Annotated in this window: 20 protein-coding genes, 1 other RNA gene and 1 pseudogene; 18 read left to right on the top strand and 4 right to left on the bottom strand. The window is 58.9% G+C overall.

Translation table 11 applies throughout. The features are described 5' to 3' along the window. Positions 1-40: 40 nt before the first annotated feature. The 3 genes from ACYVB2_RS03605 to ACYVB2_RS03595 all read right to left on the bottom strand — a co-directional run bounded on the left by ACYVB2_RS03605 (position 41) and on the right by ACYVB2_RS03595 (position 3870). Positions 41-1498 (bottom strand): DASS family sodium-coupled anion symporter, encoded by a 1458-nt coding sequence (locus tag ACYVB2_RS03605; protein ID WP_382428945.1) that lies wholly within the window; start codon positions 1496-1498, stop codon positions 41-43. Between the two features lie 90 nt (positions 1499-1588). Then, a complete protein-coding gene (gene cysK, locus ACYVB2_RS03600; RefSeq protein ID WP_382428947.1) occupies positions 1589-2506 on the bottom strand; it encodes a cysteine synthase A in 918 nt (305 codons plus the stop codon). A 104-nt stretch (positions 2507-2610) separates the two neighbouring features. After that, positions 2611-3870, bottom strand: a complete 1260-nt coding sequence (locus ACYVB2_RS03595; RefSeq protein WP_382428949.1) for an HD-GYP domain-containing protein — start codon at positions 3868-3870, stop codon at positions 2611-2613. A gap of 77 nt (positions 3871-3947) precedes the next feature. Here ACYVB2_RS03595 and rnpB point away from each other — a divergent pair. The 3 genes from rnpB to miaB all read left to right on the top strand — a co-directional run bounded on the left by rnpB (position 3948) and on the right by miaB (position 6144). Then, an RNA gene (gene rnpB, locus ACYVB2_RS03590) (RNase P RNA component class A) lies at positions 3948-4291 on the top strand. 46 nt (positions 4292-4337) lie between these two features. Further along, positions 4338-4802, top strand: coding sequence for a hypothetical protein (locus ACYVB2_RS03585; RefSeq protein ID WP_382428951.1), 465 nt, complete (start codon positions 4338-4340; stop codon positions 4800-4802). A 7-nt stretch (positions 4803-4809) separates the two neighbouring features. Next, positions 4810-6144 (top strand): tRNA (N6-isopentenyl adenosine(37)-C2)-methylthiotransferase MiaB, encoded by a 1335-nt coding sequence (gene miaB, locus ACYVB2_RS03580; protein WP_382428953.1) that lies wholly within the window; start codon positions 4810-4812, stop codon positions 6142-6144. Between the two features lie 20 nt (positions 6145-6164). On the opposite strand, the gene paaX is transcribed toward miaB, so the two are convergent. Beyond that, positions 6165-7175 (bottom strand): phenylacetic acid degradation operon negative regulatory protein PaaX, encoded by a 1011-nt coding sequence (paaX, locus tag ACYVB2_RS03575; protein WP_460535294.1) that lies wholly within the window; start codon positions 7173-7175, stop codon positions 6165-6167. Positions 7176-7636: 461 nt separating this feature from the next. Here paaX and ACYVB2_RS03570 point away from each other — a divergent pair, with 461 nt between their 5' ends. The 15 genes and pseudogenes from ACYVB2_RS03570 to paaB all read left to right on the top strand — a co-directional run bounded on the left by ACYVB2_RS03570 (position 7637) and on the right by paaB (position 22268). Next, positions 7637-8512 (top strand): branched-chain amino acid ABC transporter permease, encoded by an 876-nt coding sequence (locus ACYVB2_RS03570; RefSeq protein ID WP_382428957.1) that lies wholly within the window; start codon positions 7637-7639, stop codon positions 8510-8512. Between the two features lie 4 nt (positions 8513-8516). Further along, positions 8517-9449 carry a branched-chain amino acid ABC transporter permease gene (locus tag ACYVB2_RS03565; protein WP_382428959.1) on the top strand — a complete coding sequence of 311 codons (933 nt, stop codon included), beginning with the start codon at positions 8517-8519 and terminating at the stop codon, positions 9447-9449. A gap of 2 nt (positions 9450-9451) precedes the next feature. Continuing rightward, positions 9452-10213, top strand: coding sequence for an ABC transporter ATP-binding protein (locus tag ACYVB2_RS03560; protein ID WP_382428961.1), 762 nt, complete (start codon positions 9452-9454; stop codon positions 10211-10213). Between the two features lie 16 nt (positions 10214-10229). Beyond that, positions 10230-10625 (top strand): annotated as a pseudogene (locus ACYVB2_RS03555) (hemerythrin domain-containing protein); the annotation flags it as partial. 216 nt (positions 10626-10841) lie between these two features. Then, entirely contained in the window at positions 10842-11543 is a 702-nt protein-coding gene (locus ACYVB2_RS03550) for an ABC transporter ATP-binding protein (RefSeq protein ID WP_460535389.1), read from the top strand. Positions 11544-11841: 298 nt separating this feature from the next. Next, positions 11842-13509, top strand: coding sequence for a phenylacetic acid degradation protein PaaN (gene paaN / locus ACYVB2_RS03545; protein ID WP_382428963.1), 1668 nt, complete (start codon positions 11842-11844; stop codon positions 13507-13509). Between the two features lie 12 nt (positions 13510-13521). Then, positions 13522-14322, top strand: a complete 801-nt coding sequence (paaG, locus tag ACYVB2_RS03540; protein ID WP_382428965.1) for a 2-(1,2-epoxy-1,2-dihydrophenyl)acetyl-CoA isomerase PaaG — start codon at positions 13522-13524, stop codon at positions 14320-14322. A gap of 2 nt (positions 14323-14324) precedes the next feature. Further along, complete coding sequence (paaH, locus tag ACYVB2_RS03535) at positions 14325-15857, top strand: 3-hydroxyacyl-CoA dehydrogenase PaaH (RefSeq protein WP_382428967.1); 1533 nt, start codon at positions 14325-14327, stop codon at positions 15855-15857. Further along, a complete protein-coding gene (gene paaI / locus ACYVB2_RS03530; RefSeq protein WP_382428969.1) occupies positions 15850-16314 on the top strand; it encodes a hydroxyphenylacetyl-CoA thioesterase PaaI in 465 nt (154 codons plus the stop codon). The genes paaH and paaI overlap by 8 nt, the downstream gene beginning before the upstream one ends. Before the next feature lie 58 nt (positions 16315-16372). Continuing rightward, entirely contained in the window at positions 16373-17698 is a 1326-nt protein-coding gene (gene paaK / locus ACYVB2_RS03525; RefSeq protein WP_382428971.1) for a phenylacetate--CoA ligase PaaK, read from the top strand. 11 nt (positions 17699-17709) lie between these two features. Continuing rightward, positions 17710-18915, top strand: a complete 1206-nt coding sequence (gene pcaF, locus ACYVB2_RS03520) for a 3-oxoadipyl-CoA thiolase (protein ID WP_382428973.1) — start codon at positions 17710-17712, stop codon at positions 18913-18915. Positions 18916-18957: 42 nt separating this feature from the next. Then, positions 18958-20103: an ABC transporter substrate-binding protein gene (locus ACYVB2_RS03515; RefSeq protein WP_382428975.1), complete on the top strand. Its 1146-nt coding sequence runs from the start codon at positions 18958-18960 to the stop codon at positions 20101-20103. A 32-nt stretch (positions 20104-20135) separates the two neighbouring features. Then, a complete protein-coding gene (locus ACYVB2_RS03510) occupies positions 20136-20918 on the top strand; it encodes an enoyl-CoA hydratase/isomerase family protein (RefSeq protein ID WP_382428977.1) in 783 nt (260 codons plus the stop codon). Between the two features lie 46 nt (positions 20919-20964). Next, positions 20965-21975, top strand: a complete 1011-nt coding sequence (gene paaA, locus ACYVB2_RS03505; RefSeq protein WP_382428979.1) for a 1,2-phenylacetyl-CoA epoxidase subunit PaaA — start codon at positions 20965-20967, stop codon at positions 21973-21975. Next, a complete protein-coding gene (gene paaB, locus ACYVB2_RS03500) occupies positions 21972-22268 on the top strand; it encodes a 1,2-phenylacetyl-CoA epoxidase subunit PaaB (RefSeq protein ID WP_382428981.1) in 297 nt (98 codons plus the stop codon). The genes paaA and paaB overlap by 4 nt, the downstream gene beginning before the upstream one ends. Positions 22269-22270 lie beyond the last annotated feature (2 nt).

The following is a 22270-nucleotide window of genomic DNA, read 5'->3' as shown; positions in this document are numbered from 1 at the left end:
GGTGAAGAAAAAAGGGAGGCAATTTTACGGGGGCTCCTGATCACCAGTAGCCCAGCAACTTCCACCAGACAGAGCCAGCCAGTACCCAAATCACCAGCAGCACCACACTCATCACCAGCCCTGCTTTCCACCATTCTCCCAAGGTGGTGTAGCCCGAGCCGTAAATGACGGGCGAGGTGCCCGTGGCATAGTGGGTGAGCGTCATCATGATGTTGGAGGCGGCAGCCATCATCAAGGCAAATGGCAAGGCAGGCGCCCCCAAGGCCAAGCCCGCACCATAAAAAGCCGCAAACATGGCGGTGATGTGGGCGGTGGTGCTGGCGAACATATAGTGGGCGTACAGGTAGGCCAACATCAGCAGGGCGCTAGCGCCCACCCAACCCAGCCCCATGCTTTCAACGCTGGTCTTGATGCTGCCCGACAGCCAAGTGATCAGCCCCAGCTTGTTCAAGAAGCCTGCCATCATCACCAGTGCCGAGAACCAGACAATGGTGTCCCAGGCGCTTTTTTCTGTCAGGATGTCGTCCCAGGTGAGTACCCCCGTCACCAACAACACGCTCAGACCGATAAAAGCGGTGGTGGTGGCATTGACGTCCCAAGCCTTGCCCAGCAGCATGGCGGGCACGCCAGCCCACAGCACCAGCAGCAACACAAACACCCCGAGCATGATGCCTTCACCCCGGTTGATGGGCCCCAAGGCAGTGAGTTTGCTGCGGGCAAAGTCTGCGGCATCGGGGGTGCTCTTGATGTCGGGCGGATAGAGCCAGTACAACACCAGCGGCATCAACCCAATAGCCAACAAGCCCGGCACCAGCATGGCCAGTGCCCAAGTGCTCCAACTCAGGTGGATTTGTGCCCCAGTGGCTTCGGCAATCAATTTGACCACCAATGGATTGGGCGCTGTAGCCGTGATGAACATGGCCGAAGTGATGGGGTTGGCGTGGTAGTTGACCAATGCCAAGTATTTACCCATGCGGCCTTCGGTGTGCTCTTTGGGATTGGAGCCAAAGCTGTCGGCAATCGAGCGCATGATGGGGTGGATGATGGCGCCACCCCGTGCGGTGTTGCTTGGGGTGACGGGAGCCAGCGTCAGCTCCGACAGAGCCAGCGCGTAGCCAATACCCAAAGTGCGTTTGCCAAACAACGAGATAAACCAGTAACCGATGCGTGCGCCCAAACCGGTTTTGGTCAGGGCGCGCGAGATCATCACAGAGACACCAATCAGCCAGATCAGCGGGTCGGCAAAACTGCTCAGGGCATCCCTGATGGCCGTGGCGGGGTTGTCGCTGGTGACACCTGTAACCGCTACCAGTGTGATAGCCAACATCGACAACGCCCCAATGGGCATGGCCTTGCCGATGATGGCCGCAATGGTGGCGACGAACAAGGCCAGCATGTGCCACGCATTGACCGACACCCCCGCAGGTATCGGAACAAAGAACCACAAGAGCAGCCCTACCGCACAGGCAACGGCAGCCGGAAGAGGTTTGAAGCCCATACAACCCCCCAGTTCGACACAGAGTGAAATCAGTGTAAAACTTTGCCGGGGTGCTGTGTGGTTTGTGCGCTAGGGGAAACCCCGTTCCACTCAGGAGGGCAGGAAGCCTTCTACCGACAGGTAACGTTCGCCAGTGTCATAGCTAAAGCCCAGCACTTTGGCACCAGCGGGTAGTTCGGGCAGTTTTTGCGCGATGGCGGCCAGTGTGGCCCCAGACGAGATGCCCACGAGCAACCCTTCTTCGCGTGCGGCGCGGCGGGCATACTCGCGGGCCGGTTCGGCATCCACTTGGATCACGCCATCGAGCAAGCTGGTGTCCAGATTTTTGGGAATAAACCCGGCGCCAATCCCTTGGATGGGGTGTGGCGCCGGAGAGCCACCGCTGATCACAGGCGAGGCGCTAGGCTCTACCGCAAATACTTTGAGCTGCGGAAATTGGGCTTTGAGCACTTTGGCAACGCCAGTCAGGTGGCCGCCAGTGCCTACGCCAGTGATCAGGGCATCGAGCCCTTCAGGAAAGTCGGCCAAGATTTCTTGTGCTGTGGTGCGTGCATGCACATCCACATTGGCTGGGTTTTCAAACTGCTGTGGCACCCATGCACCGGGAGTTTGGGCTTTGAGCTCTTCAGCACGGGCAATGGCCCCCTTCATGCCTTTTTCGCGGGGGGTCAGGTCAAATTGGGCACCGTAGGCCAGCATCAGGCGACGCCGCTCAATGCTCATGCTGTCGGGCATCACCAAAATCAGCCGATAGCCCTTCACCGCTGCCACCAATGCCAAGCCGATGCCTGTGTTGCCCGAGGTGGGTTCAATGATCGTGCCACCCGGTTGCAGAGCACCGGATTTTTCTGCGTCCTCCACCATCGCCAAGGCAATGCGGTCTTTGATAGAGCCGCCGGGGTTGCCGCGCTCAGATTTGACCCAGACGTTGGCATCTGCACCAAACAAGCGGTTGATGCGGATATGCGGCGTGTTGCCAATGGTCTGCAGAACGTTGTCGAATTTCATGGCCTCAGGTTCCTGTGTAGGGGAAAAACCAACACATTCTGTCCCAGTTACATGGGCCTTGCGGCTATTTGTATATGGCCTATAGCGCACAAAGCAATACCTCCTCAAACCAGAATGTCGAAATGCCGCTGCACCATGTCGGTCATGAGCTTGCGGGTGGCTACTTCATCCAGCCCCTGCAACTGCCGATGCAATTCGGGGGCCAGTTGGCTAAAGGTGTCGAGCACCAGGGGGTCAAAGTGGCTGCCCCGGCCTTGCTGCAAGATAGCCATCACCTCCTCAAAAGGCAGAGGTTCTTTGTATGGGCGGCGTGAACTGAGCGCATCGAACACGTCTGCCACGGCAAAAATGCGTGCTGACAGCGGAATATTCTGACCTGACAAACCGCGCGGGTAGCCTGAGCCATCCCATTTTTCGTGGTGGCTGCCCACGACATCGCGGGCACCATCGAGCCAGCCAGCGCCAGTGACGATGTCTTCGCCTTGGGCAACATGGGTGCGCATGATGGCCATTTCTGCTTCATCAAGGCGCCCCGGTTTGAGCAAAATGGCATCCGGAATGCCAATTTTGCCCGCATCGTGCAAAAAGCTGCCCGCAATCAGAGACTGCATGGCTGCCCCCTGCAAGCCCAAGACATGGGCGGTGCTGGCCGCCAGCCAAGCCACACGGTAGTTGTGTGCGCCAGTGTCAGAATCGCGCTTGGCAATGGCCCGGCCCAAAGCTTCCATCATGGCAATATGCGACTCCAGCACCTGTTGGGCCTTGTGTTCGTTCTCTTTGGCCAGATGCACCACCACCGGGTAAATCACGGCACCACAGACCAGTGAGGCCAAACACACCATCAGACTGACGATGAAAGCGTCAGACCGAATTTGCTGGCGCTGCCATTCAGGGATGATGCGCACCCCTTCAAAATAGCCAGTCACGGGGCCGGAATGGGATTCACGCAGTGGCACGAAGACCCGCAAGACCCATTGCCCCCCAGGCAGGGGCAGGCTCTCATACGATGATTCACGATATCGGGGCGTGCCGTGGCGCGGCAGTTGGGACTCGACAATATGCCCTTCTGGCGTGACCGACTCGGCCAGCTTGTGACCATCGGGGCTGTAAATCTCGGCAATTTCAAACAGCCCCCCCGTGAGGAGTTGCGCGGCCTGTTGGGCCTGAGCGGCTGCTTTGGGGCCATCTAGGCGCACGCTGCTATGCACGGTCAGGACGCGGCGGGACTCCTCTTGGGCGAAGGCCACCACTTCCTGTTCAGCGTTTTCGCGTGAGACCAGCCAGGCCAGTGGACTGGCGCAGGCGGCCATCAGCAGTGTGACAGCGGCAATACGGCCTGCGGTTTTGCGTTGGAAAGTCTGCATCCATTTCACCTTTGAAGAAGCTGTGCCACTATGTGTTGTGCCGATGAAGCCCGTCTGAATGCCATAATCGCTACTGTGAAGCACGCCAGACCGCCGCTGGTGCAATCTGGGAAACCAGGCACTGGAGGAACGTCCGGACTGCATAGGACAGCGTAGCAGCTAACGGCTGCCCACCGCGAGGTGAGGATCAGAGCAACAGAGACGAGTCCCTTGGAACCATCCGCGCTAGCGGCAGGAGCCTCGGGGGTGAAACGGGCAATCTCTACGCGCAGCAATACCAAGTAGGCCAGCGTTGATGTGGTTCCGCAGAGCTGGCGGGTAGGTAGCACCGAGCCGGGTGGGCGACCCCCGGCCCAGAGTAATGGCGGTCACGTTCGGGCAACCGAATGCACAGAATCCGGCTTATCGGCGTGCTTCACATTTTGGTGGCCCCCTAAAATCAGGGCTTCAGCCACTGGATACACACCATGCACTGCTGCACCCCTGTTACTTTGCCCTCCCTTGGCGGATCACTCCGCACCCATGTTTCGCACTGGTCGTTCGCCCTCGCACTGATAGCACTGGTGGGTGGTTTGACCAGTTGGCCCACCCCCGCACAGGCCCAGATGCTGCCCACCGCAGGGGCTGCCCGCAACTTTCCTGAGGCGGCACTGCGTGGCACGTTGGTGGTCACAGGGCAAGGGGTGGCTGAGATCAACGGCCAGGCCATCCGCATGGCGCCAGGGATGCGCCTGTTGAATCCAGAAAATGCGTTGGTGATGCTGCACACCGTGGTGGGGCAGAAGTTCACCGTCAACTATTTGGTGGAACAAAGCACTGGCATGCTGCTTACGGCTTGGGTGCTCAGTGCCGCCGAGGCAGCGCAAGAGCGCAAAGGCAGCGGTGTACAACGCAATTATCGTTTTGAGTCTGACAGCACTACCGTGCGCTGATCCCCCCATGAGCAAAAAAGTATTTATCAAAACCTTCGGCTGTCAGATGAACGAGTATGACTCGGACAAGATGGCCGACGTTCTCGGTGCCGCCCAAGGCTACGAACCTACCGACAACCCCGAAGAAGCTGACCTGATTTTGTTTAACACCTGCTCTGTGCGGGAAAAAGCGCAAGAAAAGGTGTTTAGTGATTTGGGCCGTATCAAGCATCTGAAGGACAAGGGGGTGCTGATTGGTGTGGGCGGCTGTGTGGCCAGCCAAGAGGGTGAAGAAATCATCAAGCGTGCGCCGTATGTGGATGTGGTGTTTGGCCCACAAACCTTGCACCGCCTGCCGGAGTTGCTGCAACAGCGCACGGCCAAGGCCAAGCCGCAGGTAGACATCAGCTTTCCAGAGATTGAAAAGTTTGACCACCTGCCGCCCGCCCGAGTGGAGGGGGCCAGCGCCTTTGTCTCCATCATGGAGGGGTGCTCCAAATATTGCAGCTACTGCGTGGTGCCTTACACCCGGGGTGAAGAGGTGAGCCGCCCGTTGGACGATGTGCTGGTCGAGGTGGCTGGGTTGGCTGATCAGGGCGTCAAAGAAATCACGTTGTTGGGCCAGAACGTTAACGCTTACCGGGGGGCGATGGGCGATACCGCCGAAATCGCCGACTTTGCCCTGCTGTTGGAATATGTGGCCGAAATCCCCGGCATTGAGCGCATCCGCTACACCACCAGCCACCCCAATGAATTCACGCCACGTCTGATTGAGGCCTACGCCAACATCCCGCAACTGGTCAGCCACTTGCATTTGCCTGTGCAGCATGGCAGCGACCGGATTTTGATGGCCATGAAGCGCGGCTACACGGCGATGGAATACAAAAGCACGGTGCGCAAGCTGCGGGCCATCCGCCCCGACATGGCGATGAGCAGCGACTTTATTGTTGGTTTTCCGGGGGAGACTGAAGACGACTTTCAGAAGATGATGAAGCTCATCGACGATGTGCGTTTTGACAATAGCTTCAGCTTTATCTTTAGCCCGCGCCCCGGCACGCCAGCGGCCAGTCTGCACGACGATACACCGCAAGACGTCAAGTTGCGCCGCTTGCAGCAGTTGCAAGCGGTGATCAACCAAAACATCAAAGATATCAGCGAGGAGCGCGTGGGCACGGTGCAGCGCCTGCTGGTCGAAGGCGTGAGCAAGCGCGATGCCACGGAGCTGATGGGCCGCACCGAATGCAATCGGGTGGTCAATTTTCCGGGCCATGCACGCTTGATGGGGCAGATGGTGGAGGTGCGCATCACTGAGGCCAAAACCTACACCCTGCGTGGCGAAGTGCTGGTGCGCGAGAGCGCCTAAAACCACCCTGGCCGCGTGGCTCAGGCGGGTTGTTCTAGGCCATCTTCAATCTGAAAACGCCGCAACAGCAGGCGCGCAGCACGCGGCATGTCGCCATTGGCTAGTTGCAAGCACTGGTCTAAGTGGCGCTCAGACGGGGCCAGCAAGCGGCGATAAATCTCTTTGCACAACAGCCGGGCTTGGTTGCCAGGCCAGCCTGTGGGTAGCAGCACTTCGGGCAGCTCTGGGTCGCGCAATAAAAAACGGCGAAAGTCGTGGATGAGCAGGATGCGCGCCAAGCAGGCTTGCTCTTCGTTCACGCTGTCGGTGGGGTCTTGCTGCAGTGCGTCCAGAATGGGTTGGTAGCGGCAGACAAAGCTGCTGTAGGCGCTGGCCAGTCCATCCAAGTTCCAGGCACGTTGCACCATGCTGGCATCGTCGGCGCTGGGGCTGAGTTTGGGGTTCAGGGCCACCAGTGGCATCAGCTGGGGCAGCAGATCGGCCATGCCATCGGCGGCCAGGGCATCAAAGGCGACGTCCAGCTCGGCGCTGGGGTGGATAAAGCAGCCGGAGCCAGTATCGCCAAAACCTTGCCAATACAGCGCCTGGCGCAAACGTTCGCGCTGGCGTGGCTCGAGTTCACCCACCACCATGATAAGGCGCCAACGCCGATCCCACAGTGGGGGTTCGGCGGCGTAAATTTGTCGTGAAGCTTCTTCAAAGCGGCGTTGTCCCGAAGGGGTGAGCATGTAATCGGTGCGCCGTCCTACGGCCTCGGTTTGCAGCCATTCGTCTTTGACCAACCGAAACACCGTGGTGCGCACCAGCCGTTCGTTGATATCCAAAGGCTGCAACAGTTTGATCAGACCACCCAACCAGACCCGCCCCCCCCGGGGCAGGATGGCATCACCAAAGACCGAGGTGATGAGCGAGCTGGCCTGTACGCGGCTTTTCTGGCGAAAGCTCTCCAAAAGGGCCTCAATGGCCTGTGATGCGATATGTTCGTTCATAGGTGCTCGATGGTAGCGGCGCTGCACCTGCGCTGTAGGCATGGTCTGGATGCTTTCTCAAGAAGTGATACATACATAGATGTTTTGTGTCAATCAATGTAACTATCTACGGGTTCATCCGTTTACCATTTTTTAAAATCCTTGGCTTACCCTCTGGGCAACATAGGAGCGTTGTGCAGGGGGAATTTGGTGAATTTCTGCGTTAAATCAAACCAAAAACAGGCTGTTGGCGCTGTTGAGGATGTGTTTTTGGTCATTTGAGGGCGTTTTTTCCTAGGGATTACCCTTGTTTTGACCTTCAAACAGGATACAAAAACCAGAAAAAATCCCATTCTGGGTATCATGTTGGTGGGTGCGCAACGCGTCGCGCCAGACTCTTTTTATTCCGCCCCACACTGGGCAGGGTTTGTGCCTGCCTTTTCAGAATCCACTACGGAGACACCACCTATGTTGTTGCCGCTACACGGTCGCGATGCCTGTGCGACGCCTGGGAGAAATGACTGATGCTTGCCGAGTTTCTGCAATTTCTGTTCTCGGGCATCACCGTGGGAGCTACCTATGCCTTGGCGGCGCTGGGCTTCACGCTGATCTATAACGCCAGCAATGTGATTAACTTTGCGCAGGGCGAGTTCATCATGCTCGGTGGCATGTTGGCCGTGTTTTTTGCCCAGATGGGCCTGCCAATGCCGGTGGTGTTGCTGTTGGCTATCGCCATTCCAGCGGTGGTGGGTGTGGTGATGGAAAAAGTAGCCATTGAGCCGATCAAGGGTGCGGAAACGGTCTCCCTCATCATCGTCACCATTGGGGCTTCATTGGTGATTCGTGGCCTCATTCAGGTGTGGTTGGGCAAGGGCACACACAGCTTGCCTGCTTTTTCGGGCGATGCGCCATTGCAAATTTTGGGTGCCACGCTGCTGCCGCAAAGCCTGTGGGTGCTGGGGGTGACGGCGGTGGTGGTGGTGGGGCTGTGGTACTTTTTTAACCGCACCCTGACTGGCAAAGCCATGCTGGCAACGTCGTTCAACCGCACCGCTGCCGAGTTGGTGGGCATCAACACCAGTTGGGTGCTGTTCATGAGTTTTGCGATGGCGGCCGGTTTGGGCGCGCTGGGTGGCATTCTCATTACCCCCATCACCATGACATCTTATGACGTGGGCATCATGCTGGGCCTGAAAGGCTTTGTGGCCGTGGTGGTTGGTGGCTTGGGCAATGGCCTGGGGGCTGTGGTGGGTGGTTTGTTGGTGGGCGTGCTCGAAGCCATGGGCGCGGGCTATATCTCTTCTGCCTATAAGGATGCCATGCCGTTTGTGCTGATCCTGTTGGTGCTGTTCTTCATGCCGCGCGGCCTGTTCGGTGGCAAATCGACCGATCGGGTGTAAGACCATGCAAAAGAGCGCATATATCGGACTGGGCTTGCTCATCGCTGTGCTGTTGGTGCTGCCGTGGGTGGTGCCCAACAGTTATTACATGGATTTGGCCATTCGCATCGGCATCAACGCCATCATCGTGATTGGCTTGAACCTGCTGATTGGCTTTGCTGGTCAGATCAGCTTGGGCCATGCGGGCTTTTTGGGTATTGGTGCCTATGCTTCGGCAGTGTTGCCAACGCATTTTGCTTGGCATCCCTTGCTGGCAATGGGTGCAGGTGCCGCAGCCACGGCAGTGATTGCCGGGTTGGTGGCACGCCCTATTTTCAAGCTCAAGGGCAACTATTTGGCTATGGCCACGCTGGGGCTGGGCATCATCATCAACATTGCACTGCGCAATGAAGCCCAATGGACGGGCGGCCCCGATGGCATGCCGGTGCCTGCCATGTCGGTGTTTGGGTTTGAACTCAGCAGCGATAAACATTGGTACTGGGTGGTAGCCACCATGCTGGCCTTTAGCGTGTGGGCGTCGCTCAACATGATTGATTCACCCTTTGGTCGGGCGCTGCGTGCCTTGCATGGCTCCGAGGTGGCCTCGCAGGTGGTGGGCGTGAACGTGGTGCGCTACAAGGTCACGATCTTTGTCATGTCGGCGGTGTTTGCCAGCATCATGGGCAGCATCACGGCACATTACATGGCCTTTGTGACCCCCAACTTTGCCGACTTTTTCCATTCAGTGGAATTGGTGACCATGGTGGTGGTGGGGGGCATGGCCTCGGTGTTTGGCTCCATCATTGGTGCGGTGCTGCTCACGGCCCTGCCCCAAGCCTTGGCGACCTTTGAGGGCTGGGAAACCGTGGTGTTTGGCGCGGTGCTGATGCTGTGCATGATTTTTCTGCCCAAGGGCTTGGTGCCCACGCTGGCGGCCAAATTTGGCAAGGGAGATTGAACATGGCCTTGCTGGAAGTCAAAGACCTGTCGATCCACTTTGGTGGCGTCAAGGCGGTGCAGAACGTTTCGTTCAATATTGATGCAGGCATCGTGTATGCCGTGATTGGCCCCAACGGCGCGGGTAAAACCACGCTGTTCAACCTGATTACGGGGGTGTATAAGCCCACCACGGGCGAGATTCGTTTGGATGGCGAGCCTATCCACGGCAAATCTCCCAACGAGTTGGCCGAACGCGGTGTGGCGCGCACGTTCCAAAACCTGCAAATCTGCATGAACATGAGCGCCATCGAGAACGTGATGGTGGGCGCACACCTGCGGTTAGACCGCAACCTGTTCAAAGCCGCCCTGCGCTGGCCCAGCTTGCGCAGCCGCGACCGAGAACTGCGCGAAGAAGCCGCCGAGCTGATGCGCTTTGTGGGCCTAGAGAGCTATATCAACGCCCGCGCCGATGCCATGTCTTATGGCGTGCTCAAACGGCTGGAAATTGCCCGTGCTTTGGCGATGAAGCCGCGCATGATTTTCTTGGATGAGCCTGCCGCTGGGCTGAACCCGAAAGAAACCATCGAAGTCGATCACTTGGTGCGCAAGGTGGCCGACTCGGGCATCACCGTGGTGTTGGTGGAGCACGATATGAAGATGGTGATGAACTTGTCCGACCGCATTTTGGTGCTCGATTACGGCAAGAAACTGGCCGAAGGCACTGGAGCAGAGGTGCGCAAGAACCCTGATGTGATTGCTGCCTATTTGGGTGCCCACGGTTAAAACGGAAGCAGGAAAAATGGAAACACTGCGTATCATTACCGAAGAGCATCGCAGCTTCTGGCGCATGGCGATTGCGCTGGAACAGGTGGCCGATGATTTGGATGCGGGCAAGCCGGTCGATCCGGCGTTCTTTCAGGCGGCGTTTGAATACATCGAGAAGTTTGCCGACCACGCACACCACCGTAAAGAAGACGATTACCTGTTCCCGCTGATGCGCCAGCGCGCGGCCGATGCCGTGCCCTTGGTGGAGGCACTGGAAGAAGACCACCGCCAAGCCATCGTCCATTTGGAGGCCATGCGCCAAGCCTTTGCCCAAGTGACGGCAGGCCAGCCACCAGAGACCTTGGTGCAATCACTGCGCGACTATTGCAAGCGGCTGAAGAACCACATCCGTATGGAAGAGGGCAAGGCACTGCCCTTGGCCCGCAAAATCTTGACGGCCGAGGACTGGCAGCTGATTGATGCCCGCTTCCAAGAGCACAACGACCCCCTGTTTGGCCCCGAAGCCCGGGCCGAGTTTCAAGAGCTGTACCACCGCGTGGTCAGCTTGGCCCCCGAGTCGGTGGGCTTGGGCGCGCACAGTGGTGGCGTGTTGCAAACCACCATGCCCGCCAGCGGCGGGGATGTGCTGCTCAAAGTCACAGGCTTAGAGAGCAGCTATGGCCGCATCAAGGCGCTCAAGGGGCTCAACTTAGAAATCCACCGGGGCGAAACCGTGGCGCTGGTGGGGGCCAACGGGGCCGGGAAAACCACCTTTTTGCGCACCTTGTCGGGCGTGCAACCCATGGGCGCTGGGCAAATTTGGTTTGATGGTGAAGATATTTCTAAGGTGCGTGCCGACCAGCGTATGCGCCGGGGCATCTGCCAAAGCCCCGAAGGGCGCCAAGTGTTTGGCCCCTTGGCAATTGAAGACAACTTGCTGCTGGGCGCTTACACCCAACCTAAGCAAAACGTGCCCGAAGACCTGGAAAAGGTCTACGCCATGTTCCCGATCTTGAAAGAAAAGCGCAAGTTGCCTGCAGGCACCCTGTCGGGCGGCCAACAGCAAATGCTGGCGATTGGTCGGGCGCTTATGGGGCGGCCCAAGCTGTTGTTGTTGGATGAGCCTTCGATGGGCTTGGCGCCGCTGCTGGTGCAGGAAGTGTTCAACGTGGTCAAGGCGCTCAAGGCGCAGGGCATGACCATCATTTTGGCCGAGCAGAACGCTTTTGCCGCGCTGGCGCTGGCCGACCGGGGTTATGTGATCGAAACCGGCGAAATCACCCTGACAGGCACCGGCCAAGACCTGATCCACAACGAAAAGGTGCGCGCAGCCTATTTGGGCATGTGATGTCTGGCTGATGGTTGGTTGTAGCTGTCCACTGTCCGAGAACTTGGGGCCAGTGGAGCGCCAGCCTGCCTGAATTGCGGGTTTTCCCGAATTCTTCAGCCATTAAAAGTGTTACTTGATTATTGAATTTTGTGCCCATCAATTGGTAGGTTTTAAGGGTTTCCCTATAAGAGGAAATAATTTTTAAGTGATACACTTTTTTCTATTCATACGAATTTTGTGTGTTGCTTGTTGAGCTTGACAGCGTTGGCTGCGGTGTCTTGTGTGCAAGTTTCAGCCGTTTCTATTTGGAAAAAGCATGTCCCATCCTTTGTTTGAACAACACCGCGCCACCCTCGATGGCGCTTTGCAAGCCATTGCCACCCGTGGCTACTGGTCGCCCTACACTGAGATGCCTAGCCCCAAAGCCTACGGCGAGACTGCGCCCGAAGAAGGCAAGCGTGCTTACGAAGCCCATCTGGGCCAAAACTTTGAATTGAACCAACCCGGCCAAAACGGCTGGGGTGGCAACGAGGTCTCGCCCTACGCTGGCGCTTTGAACGTGCGCTACCCGCTGTGCGACCACCAAGTGCTGATTGACGCGGGTTTGGCCGCCATGAAGGGCTGGCAAGCCGTGGGCGCAGCAGGCCGCACCGGCATTTGCTTGGAAATTCTGGCCCGTCTGAACCGCCAGAGTTTTGAAATCGGCCACGCCGTCATGATGACCACCGGCCAAGGCTGGATGATGGCTTTCCAAGCGGGTGCCCCCCATGCCCAAGACCGTGGTTTAGAAGCCGTGGCCTACGCTTGGCGCGAACAGAGCTTTGTTCCGGCTGAAGCCGTGTGGGAAAAGCCCCAAGGCAAAAACCCCGCCTTGGTGATGAAGAAGCATTTTGAAGTGGTGGGCCGTGGCGTGGGTTTGGTGGTGGGCTGTGGCACCTTCCCCACTTGGAACACCTATCCGGGCGTGTTTGCTGCGCTGGCTACCGGCAATGCCGTCATCATCAAGCCGCACAGCAATGCCATTTTGCCCGCCGCCATCACCGTGCGTACCATCCGCGCTGTGCTGGCCGAGAACGGTATCGACCCCAACTTGGTCACCCTGTGCGTTACTGACAACCGCAGCGTTACCCAAGCCTTGGCCACGCACCCGAGCGTCAAGTCGGTCGACTTTACCGGCAGCAATGTGTTTGGTCAGTGGCTGATTGACCATTGCAAGCAAGCCCAGGTGTATGCCGAGCTGGCTGGTGTGAACAACATCGTGATTGATTCCACCAACGCCTACAAAGCCATGTTGGGCAACTTGGCGTTCACCTTGTCGCTGTATTCTGGCCAAATGTGTACCACCTCGCAGGCCATTTTTGTGCCCGCTGGCGGTATCGACACCGACGAAGGCCACAAGAGCTACGACGAAGTGTGTGCCGACTTGGGCAAGGCCATTACGCGCTTCCTGTCCAAGCCCGAAGTGGCCTTTGCCGTGCTGGGTGCCATGCAGTCCGAAGCCACTGCCGACCGTGTGGCCCACGCCAACAGCGGCCAACTGGGCACGGTAGTGCTGGCCTCGCAAAGCCTGAACAACCCCGACTTCCCCGCCGCCCAAGTGCGCACCCCGGTGCTGCTGGCCTGCGATGCAGCCGATGAGGCTGCCTACATGGAAGAACGCTTTGGCCCGATCAGCTTTGTCGTCAAGGTGGCAGACACTGCTGCTGGCATTGCCCTGTCTGAGCGCATTGTGCGTGAGCATGGTGCTCTCACCGTCGGTCTGTATTCCACCCGCCAAGAGGTGATCGATGCCATGACCGAAGCCACTTGGCGTGGCAAGGTGGCCTTGTCCATCAACCTGACCAGTGGCGTGTTCGTCAACCAATCCAGCGCCTTCTCGGATTACCACGGCACCGGCGGCAACCCGGCTGCCAATGCCTCCTACGCTGATTCGGCCTTTGTCGCCAATCGCTTCCGCGTGGTGCAACGCCGCTACCACGTTTAAGGGGCCGCAACGATGGCTTATCAACATATTCTGTTCGAGGTCAGTGACAGCGGCGTGGCCCGCTTGACGCTGAACCGCCCGGACAAAATGAACAGCTTCAACGCGGCCATGCACGCCGAGTTGCGCGATGCCTTAGACAGCATCCAGACCAACCCTGCCGTGCGCGTGTTGGTGCTGACCGGGGCCGGTCGCGGCTTCTGCGCCGGTCAAGATTTGGCCGATGCCGAAGTGCGTTTTGTGCCCGGCGAAACCCCACCCGATTTGGGCGATGTGGTCGAGCGCCACTACAAGCCGCTGGTCATGCGTTTGGCCCATTTGCGTGTGCCCACCGTGGCCGCTGTCAATGGCGTGGCCGCTGGTGCTGGAGCCAGCTTGGCGCTGGCTTGCGACATGGTGATTGCCAGCCAAGCGGCCTCGTTCATGCTGCCGTTTGCCAAAATTGGGCTGATTCCCGATACCGCCTGCTCTTGGCTGGTGCCGCAGCGCATCGGACAGGCCCGTGCTTTGGGCCTGGCCATGATGGGCAACAAACTGCCCGCCGCTAAAGCTGCCGAATGGGGCTTGATTTGGGAAGCCGTGGCCGAAGAAGCTTTTGCCGAGCATGTGCAAAAGCTGGCGGAACAACTGGCCGCCATGCCCACCAAGGCACTGGTGCGTACCCGCCAAGCCATGCAAGCGGCACAAACCAACACGCTAGAGCAACAACTCACGCTCGAAGGCATGTTGATGCGCGAAATGGGCCGCAGCAGCGACTATGTCGAAGGCGTGGCCGCCTTCTTAGAAAAGCGTACACCGCGCTTTACGGGGGCATGAGCATGGCAGTGAATGCACTTCCCCTGTCCACCGTGGTGGCGGTGATTGGCACCGGCGCGATGGGCGCTGGTATTGCCCAAGTGGCCGCTGTGGCAGGCCACCCCGTACGTTTGTTAGACAACCGCCCCGGCGCGGCGCAGCAAGCCGTCGAGGGCATCCGCGCCCAACTGAACAAGCTGGCCGACAAAGGCAAGATGACTGCCGAGGCCGCCCGTGCTGCCGGTGAGCGCCTGCAAGCGGTGGAGAGCCTGGCCCAATTGGCCGATGCCGGTTTGGTGGTAGAAGCGATTGTCGAAAACCTCGACGTCAAGCGTGCCCTGTTCCGCGATTTGGAAGCTGTGGTGGGTGCCCATTGCATTTTTGGCACCAACACCTCATCCATCTCTGTGACGGCCATTGGCGCGGGTTTGCACGATGCGGGCCGTTTGGCTGGGCTGCACTTCTTCAACCCGGCCCCGTTGATGGCGCTGGTGGAGGTGGTGTCGGGCTTGGCAACCGAGCCTAGCGTGGCCGAGACTCTATTCGCCACGGCAGCCGCTTGGGGCAAAACCCCGGTACATGCCAAATCGACCCCCGGTTTTATCGTCAACCGGGTGGCCCGTCCGTTCTACGCCGAAGGTTTGCGCCTGCTGCACGAAGGGGCTGCCGATTGCGCCACCATCGATGCCGTGGTGCGCGAGGCCGGTGGCTTTCGCATGGGGCCGTTTGAACTGATGGACATGATCGGCCACGATGTCAATTTTGCCGTCACCCGTTCGGTCTGGAATGCCTTCTTTAACGACCAGCGTTTCCTGCCATCGTTGATTCAGCAAGAGTTGGTCGATGCCGGTTTCTTGGGCCGCAAAACAGGTCGGGGTTTTTATAGCTATGCCGCTGGCGCTGAACGTCCTGCCGCACAAACCGCTGCCGTTTGTGCTGCACCGGCGCAAATCACTGTCTATGGCAACACGGCGTTGGCCCAAGCCTTGGCCAGCCGTTTGCAAGCTGCCGGGGTTGCCTTCAGCCAAGCCGCCGAGGCTGCCGATGGCCGTGTGGCCGAAGCTGCCGAGGCCGTGTTGTACCAAACCGATGGCCGCAGTGCTACCCAGCGTGCCCAAGCCAGCGGCGTAGCCAACACCGTGTTGGTTGACTTGGCCTTGGACTATGGCAAAGCCACCCGCTTGGCCGTGGCCGTGGCGCGCCAAACCTCGGGTGCCGCGCGTGATGCCGCAGTGGGTTTGCTGCAAGCAGCCGGTTGGGCGGTGTCGCAGTTCAATGATGTACCGGGTTTGGCCGTGATGCGTACCGTCGCCATGTTGGCCAATGAGGCCGCCGATGCCGTCAACCAAGGCGTGTGCGATGTGCGCGGTGCCGATGCGGCCATGCGCTTGGGCGTGAATTACCCCTGTGGCCCCTTGGCTTGGGCCGATGCGGTAGGTGTGGCGCAAATCCATGCCGTGCTCAAGCACCTGGGCCAGTTCTACGGCGAAGACCGTTACCGCGTCTCGCCGTTGATTCAACAAACCGTCTATGCCGGAGGCACGCTGCATGTCTGAAGTCGATACCTCCACCCTCAGCCCGCAAGAGTTGGCTACGGCTGCCAGCGATGCCATGTGGCAACGCGACCATGCTGCCCAAGCCTTGGGCATGGAGCGCCTCTCGGTCACGCCGGGCCAGGCCACCCTGCGCATGGCGGTGCGCCCCGACATGGTGAATGGACACCACATTTGCCACGGAGGGATGATTTTTGCACTGGCCGATACCGCCTTTGCTTATTCCTGCAACAGCTACAACCTCAACACCGTGGCCTCGGCCTGCCATATTGATTTTCTCTCGCCAGCACGCGAAGGCGATGTGTTGGAAGCCGTGGCCGTAGAGCGTTCGGCGGCAGGGCGCACCGGCGTTTATGACGTCACCGTGAGTGTGGTCGGGGGCAAAACCGTGGCGCTATTCCGGGGCAAGAGCTACCGCATCAAGGGCGAAGTGACCACCAGCTTTGCCACACCAGACTGAGCCAGTGTGCCGTCTCACTCTCTGTTGATAAGAAATTCTGATTAAAGGAGCCCTTCTCATGACCGTCAAGCAACCCGCTCCGGGCGATTTAGAGCCGATTGAAACCGCCAGCCGTGATGAGATTTCGGCATTGCAACTGGAGCGCCTGAAGTGGTCGGTGCGCCACACCTACGACAACGTGGCCCCCTACCGTGAAAAATGCGTGGCCAAGGGCGTACACCCCGATGACTTGAAGACGCTGGCCGATTTGGCCAAGTTCCCCTTCATGACCAAGCTGGACTTGCGCGACCATTACCCCTTTGGCTTGTTTGCCGTGCCACGCCAAAAGATTGCCCGTCTGCACGCCTCCAGTGGCACTACGGGCAAGTCGATTGTGGTTGGTTACACCCGCCAAGATGCCGACAACTGGGCTGATTTGGCCGCCCGCTCTTTGCGTGCTGCCGGTGTGCGCCCTGGCGACATGGTGCAAAACTCCTATGGCTACGGTATGTTTACCGGCGGCTTGGGTGCGCACTTTGGTATTGAGCGTCTGGGTTGCACCGCCGTGCCCATGTCTGGCGGCCAAACCGAAAAGCAAGTCCAGCAAATCATGGACTTCCGCCCCGATGCCATCATGGTCACGCCTTCTTACTCGCTGGTGATTGCCGAAGAGTTTGAGCGCCAAGGCATCAAGCCTGAAGAAATTTCGCTCAAGGTCGGTATTTTTGGGGCTGAGCCTTGGGGCGAGGGTATGCGTGCCGAGATTGAGAAAAAACTCGGCATTGACGCTATCGACATTTACGGCCTGACCGAAGTGATGGGGCCGGGCGTGGCCTGCGAGTGCATTGAGACCAAAGACGGCCCCGTGATTTGGGAAGACCACTTCTACCCCGAAATCATCAACCCCGACACCGGCGAAGTGCTGCCCGATGGCGAACTGGGCGAACTGGTGTTTACCTCGCTGACCAAAGAAGCCTTCCCGGTCATCCGCTACCGCACCCGCGACCTCACCCGACTGTTGCCCCCCACAGCACGCTCGTTCCGCCGCATGGGCAAGATCACTGGCCGCTCGGACGACATGCTGATTGTGCGTGGCGTGAACGTGTTCCCGACCCAAGTGGAAGAGCAAATCCTGCGCGACAACCGTCTGTCGGGCAATTACCAAATCCATCTGAGCCGCGACGGCCACTTGGACAACGTAGAAATCCGCTGCGAATTGCAACAAAGCCTGAGCGGCCAACTCAGCGCCGCCGAAGTGCAACAGGTGGCTAAAGAGCTGCAACATCACATCAAGACCATTGTGGGCATCTCGACCAAGGTGAACGTGTTTGAGGCCAACGCCCTGCCACGCACCTTGACCGGCAAAGCGCGCCGCGTGTTTGACGAGCGTCCTAAGCAAGCCTGAGGAGATATTGCATGACCCAAGCCTATATTTGTGACGCGATTCGTACCCCCATTGGCCGTTACGGCGGTGCTTTGTCCTCGGTGCGTGCCGATGATTTGGGCGCCATTCCGCTCAAGGCGCTGATGGAGCGCAACCCGCAGGTCGATTGGACAGCAGTAGAAGACATCATCTACGGTTGTGCCAACCAAGCGGGTGAAGACAACCGCAACGTGGCCCGCATGTCTGGCCTGTTGGCTGGGTTGCCGGTGCAAGTGCCCGGCACCACCGTCAACCGCCTGTGCGGCTCTGGCATGGATGCGATTGGCTTGGCCGCCCGTTCTATCAAAGCCGGTGAAACCAGCCTGATGATTGCGGGCGGTGTCGAGAGCATGAGCCGTGCCCCCTTTGTCATGCCCAAGGCTGATACAGCCTTTAGCCGCAGCAATGCGGTGTATGACACCACCATCGGCTGGCGCTTCGTCAATCCCTTGATGAAAAAGCTCTACGAAACACATTCGATGCCACAAACGGCAGACAACGTGGCCGCAGACTTCCAGATTGGCCGTGCCGACCAAGACGCCTTTGCCTTGCGTTCGCAACAACGTTGGGGCGCAGCCAACGCCGCTGGCCGTTTTGCGGATGAGTTGGTGTCCGTCACCATTCCACGCAAAAAGGGCGACCCCATCGTCGTGACCACCGATGAGCATCCGCGCCCCGAAACCACGCTCGAGATGCTGGCCAAGCTCAAGGGCGTCAATGGCCCCGACTTGAGCGTGACCGCAGGCAATGCCTCGGGTGTGAACGATGGCGCTTGCGCTGTGCTGTTGGCTTCTGAAGAAGCGGCCCAACGCTATGGCCTGACCCCACGCGCCCGTGTGGTTGGTATGGCGACAGCGGGTTTGGCCCCGCGCATCATGGGCTTTGGCCCCGCTCCCGCCGTGCGCAAAGTGCTGGCCCAAACCGGCCTGACGCTGGCGCAGATGGACGTGATTGAGCTGAACGAAGCCTTTGCCGCCCAAGCCTTGGCGGTGTTGCGTGACTTGGGCCTGCCCGACGATGCCGCCCATGTCAATCCCAACGGCGGGGCCATTGCAATAGGCCATCCGCTGGGTATGAGCGGTGCCCGTTTGGTCACAACCGCCAGTTACGAACTTGCCCGCCGCGGTGGCCGCTATGCCCTTTGCACCATGTGTATTGGTGTGGGCCAAGGCATTGCGATGGTGATCGAGCGCGTCTGAGAACAGAGACTTTTCGGTAAGACCTATTTAACAGGAGACAAAATGAAATTCCAACTCAAGCAAATTGCTGTCGGTGCCACGCTGGCCTTGGGCGCTTTGATGGCGCAGGCCGCCGACCCCATCAAAATTGGTGCGGTGCTGTCGGTCACTGGCCCGGCGGCTTTCTTGGGCGACCCCGAGCTGAAAACCCTGCAAATGTACGTTGAAGACCTGAACAAAAAGGGTGGCGTGCTGGGTCGTCAGTTGGAGTTGGTGCATTACGACGATGGCAGTGATGCCAACAAGGCCAACGGTTTTACCAAACGTCTCATCGACAACGACAAGGTGGACGTGGTGATTGGTGGCACCACCACCGGCGCCACCATGTCAATGGTGCCACTGGTGAGCAAGGCAGAGACGCCCTTTATCTCGTTGGCTGGTGCGGTAGTGGTAGTAGAGCCAGTGAAAAAGTGGGTTTTCAAGACCCCCCACACCGACCGCATGGCCGCTGAGAAGGTGTTTGAAGACATGAAAAAGCGCGGCCTGACCAAGGTGGCGCTGCTGTCGGAAACTTCGGGTTTTGGCCAGTCGGGCAAAAAAGAAACCGAGGCCGTGGCTGCTAAGTATGGCATCACGTTGGTGGCCAACGAAACCTACGGCCCCAAAGATACCGACATGAGCCCCCAGCTCACCAAGATCAAGAACACTGCCGGTGTGCAAGCGGTGTTCGTCTTTGGTTTGGGCCAAGGCCCAGCCATCGTCACCAAAAACTACAAGCAGTTGGGCGTCAGTTTGCCGCTGTACCAATCGCATGGCGTGGCTTCGGACGAGTTCTTGAAGCTGGCTGGCCCAGCCGCAGAAGGCGTGCGTTTGCCCTCGCCTGCGCAGTTGATTCCTGAGCAATTGCCCGCCAACGACCCACAAAAAGCCGTCGTGACCGCTTACGACCTGGCCTACAAAACCCGCTACAAGTCGGAAGTGTCCACCTTTGGTGGCTATGCCTACGACGCGCTGATGCTGACCGTCGATGCCATGAAGCGTGCCAACAGTACCGACAAAGCCAAAGTGCGTGATGCCTTGGAAGCGACCAAGAATTTTGTCGCCACCAGCGGCACTTTCAACATGTCGGCTACCGACCACATGGGCCTGAACCTGTCGGCCTTCCGCCTGTTGGAAGTCAAAGACGGCAAATGGCACCTGCCGCAATAAATCCGAGCTACTGACTGCGAGCCACCTTCACCATGTACCAAACCCTGAGCATTGAGCGCCAAGAGCGCGTAGCCACGATCTGGATGGATCGTCCGGATGTGTTCAACGCCTTTGACGAACAACTGATTGCCGATTTGGGCGCAGCTTGCGCCGAACTCGATGCCGATGCCTCGGTGCGGGTCGTGGTGTTGGCTGGCCGTGGCAAGCATTTTTCTGCGGGTGCCGATCTGAACTGGATGAAGCGCGCTTCTGCCTTTACCGAGGAAGAAAACCGCGCTGATGCCCGCAAGTTTGCCCACATGTTGCGCGCTCTGTCGGGCATGTCCAAGCCCACGGTGGCCCGTGTGCAAGGGGCTGCCTTGGGCGGTGGCACAGGGTTGGCAGCGGCCTGTGATATGGCCGTGGCCAGCAGTGATGCCACCTTTGCCACTTCCGAAGTCAAGTTCGGCATCATCCCCGCCGTCATCAGCCCCTATGTGCTGCGTGCCATTGGGCCACGCCATGTACTGCGCTACTTCCAAAGTGGCGAGCGTTTCTCGGCCCAGCGGGCCTTGGCGATGGGTTTGGTGACGGAGGTGTGCGAGCGCGAGCAGTTGGACGCCACCATCGCCCAACTGATTGAGCCGCTGATTGTGGGCGCACCGCTGGCGCAAAAAGCCGCCAAAGATCTGATTGCCGCTGTGGATGGTCGCCCGATTGACGATGCCGTCAGCGAAGAAACCGCCCAGCGCATTGCCCGCCAGCGGGCCACCAGCGAAGCCAAGGATGGCATCAGTGCTTTCTTAGAAAAGCGCACGCCCGCTTGGTTGCTCTGATTTTCTCCCCCCACCGTATTGGCCTCAACCTCAAGGAGTAATCGCCATGTACACGCAATCGTTCAGTGTGCCGGATGACACCGGCCAAAAAATCAAAGCCGTGGCGGCTATTGAGCCTCCAGAATTGATGGCGAAGTTTGATGCCCGCATCGACGCCGATGGCCGCATTGAGCCGCAAGACTGGATGCCCGATGCCTACCGCAAAACGCTGGTGCGCCAAATCAGCCAGCACGCCCACAGCGAAATCGTGGGGATGCTGCCCGAGGGCAACTGGATCAGTCGCGCCCCCAGCCTCAAGCGCAAGGCCATCTTGATTGCCAAGGTGCAAGACGAAGGCGGCCACGGCCAATACCTGTACAGCGCCGCTGAGACCTTGGGTGTGAGCCGTGCCGACTTGCTCGATGCTCTGCATTCGGGCAAAGCCAAGTACAGCTCCATCTTCAACTACCCCACGCTCAACTGGGCCGATGTGGGCACGATTGGCTGGCTGGTCGATGGTGCCGCCATCATGAACCAAGTGCCGCTGTGCCGCTGCTCGTATGGCCCTTATGCCCGCGCCATGATCCGCGTGTGCAAGGAAGAATCCTTCCACCAGCGCCAAGGCTACGAGGCCCTGTTGGTGATGATGCGTGGCACCGAAGAGCAAAAAGCCATGGTGCAAGATTCCGTCAACCGTTGGTGGTGGAAGTGCCTGGCCATGTTTGGCCCCCCCGATGCCGACAGCCCGCACAGCGCCCAAGGGATGCGCTGGGGTATCAAGCGCGTGTCCAACGACGACCTGCGCCAAAAGTTTATCGACGCCACTGTGCCCCAGGCCAAGGTGTTGGGCATCACCCTGCCCGACCCCGACCTGAAGTGGAACGAAGAACGTGGTCACTACGACTACGGCCAAATCGATTGGGATGAGTTTTGGACCACGGTCAACGGCAACGGCCCGTGCAACAAAGAGCGTCTCTCGACCCGCGTGAAAGCGCACAACGACGGCCAATGGGTGCGTGATGCCGCCCTGGCCCACGCCCGCAAACAGCAACAACGCGCAATGAAGGAAGCAGCATGAGCACCCCCGCACTGAAAGATTGGCCCCTGTGGGAAGTTTTTGTTCGCAGCAAGCAAGGCTTGGATCACAAGCACTGCGGTAGCCTGCACGCCTCGGACGCGCAGCATGCGCTGCAAATGGCCCGCGACATGTACACCCGCCGCCAAGAAGGCGTGAGCATCTGGGTGATTCCTTCGGCCCAAATCACCGCCAGCAACCCCGACGACAAGGGCGAGCTGTTTGATCCAGCGGCTGACAAAATCTACCGCCATCCCACCTTCTACGAAATTCCCGAAGAAGTGGGGCACATGTAATC

The sequence above is a fragment of the Giesbergeria giesbergeri genome (genome assembly GCF_054779375.1).
This window is presented reverse-complemented; position numbering and strand designations above follow the sequence as displayed.

What these genes read in the sequence shown, in the direction of transcription:
- ACYVB2_RS03605 (WP_382428945.1), bottom strand. Translation starts at nt 1,498, where the DNA reads ATGGGCTTCAAACCTCTTCCGGCTGCCGTTGCCTGTGCGGTAGGGCTG.
- cysK (WP_382428947.1), bottom strand. Translation starts at nt 2,506, where the DNA reads ATGAAATTCGACAACGTTCTGCAGACCATTGGCAACACGCCGCATATC.
- ACYVB2_RS03595 (WP_382428949.1), bottom strand. Translation starts at nt 3,870, where the DNA reads ATGCAGACTTTCCAACGCAAAACCGCAGGCCGTATTGCCGCTGTCACA.
- ACYVB2_RS03585 (WP_382428951.1), top strand. Translation starts at nt 4,338, where the DNA reads ATGCACTGCTGCACCCCTGTTACTTTGCCCTCCCTTGGCGGATCACTC.
- miaB (WP_382428953.1), top strand. Translation starts at nt 4,810, where the DNA reads ATGAGCAAAAAAGTATTTATCAAAACCTTCGGCTGTCAGATGAACGAG.
- paaX (WP_460535294.1), bottom strand. Translation starts at nt 7,175, where the DNA reads ATGCCTACAGCGCAGGTGCAGCGCCGCTACCATCGAGCACCTATGAAC.
- ACYVB2_RS03570 (WP_382428957.1), top strand. Translation starts at nt 7,637, where the DNA reads ATGCTTGCCGAGTTTCTGCAATTTCTGTTCTCGGGCATCACCGTGGGA.
- ACYVB2_RS03565 (WP_382428959.1), top strand. Translation starts at nt 8,517, where the DNA reads ATGCAAAAGAGCGCATATATCGGACTGGGCTTGCTCATCGCTGTGCTG.
- ACYVB2_RS03560 (WP_382428961.1), top strand. Translation starts at nt 9,452, where the DNA reads ATGGCCTTGCTGGAAGTCAAAGACCTGTCGATCCACTTTGGTGGCGTC.
- paaN (WP_382428963.1), top strand. Translation starts at nt 11,842, where the DNA reads ATGTCCCATCCTTTGTTTGAACAACACCGCGCCACCCTCGATGGCGCT.
- paaG (WP_382428965.1), top strand. Translation starts at nt 13,522, where the DNA reads ATGGCTTATCAACATATTCTGTTCGAGGTCAGTGACAGCGGCGTGGCC.
- paaH (WP_382428967.1), top strand. Translation starts at nt 14,325, where the DNA reads ATGGCAGTGAATGCACTTCCCCTGTCCACCGTGGTGGCGGTGATTGGC.
- paaI (WP_382428969.1), top strand. Translation starts at nt 15,850, where the DNA reads ATGTCTGAAGTCGATACCTCCACCCTCAGCCCGCAAGAGTTGGCTACG.
- paaK (WP_382428971.1), top strand. Translation starts at nt 16,373, where the DNA reads ATGACCGTCAAGCAACCCGCTCCGGGCGATTTAGAGCCGATTGAAACC.
- pcaF (WP_382428973.1), top strand. Translation starts at nt 17,710, where the DNA reads ATGACCCAAGCCTATATTTGTGACGCGATTCGTACCCCCATTGGCCGT.
- ACYVB2_RS03515 (WP_382428975.1), top strand. Translation starts at nt 18,958, where the DNA reads ATGAAATTCCAACTCAAGCAAATTGCTGTCGGTGCCACGCTGGCCTTG.
- ACYVB2_RS03510 (WP_382428977.1), top strand. Translation starts at nt 20,136, where the DNA reads ATGTACCAAACCCTGAGCATTGAGCGCCAAGAGCGCGTAGCCACGATC.
- paaA (WP_382428979.1), top strand. Translation starts at nt 20,965, where the DNA reads ATGTACACGCAATCGTTCAGTGTGCCGGATGACACCGGCCAAAAAATC.
- paaB (WP_382428981.1), top strand. Translation starts at nt 21,972, where the DNA reads ATGAGCACCCCCGCACTGAAAGATTGGCCCCTGTGGGAAGTTTTTGTT.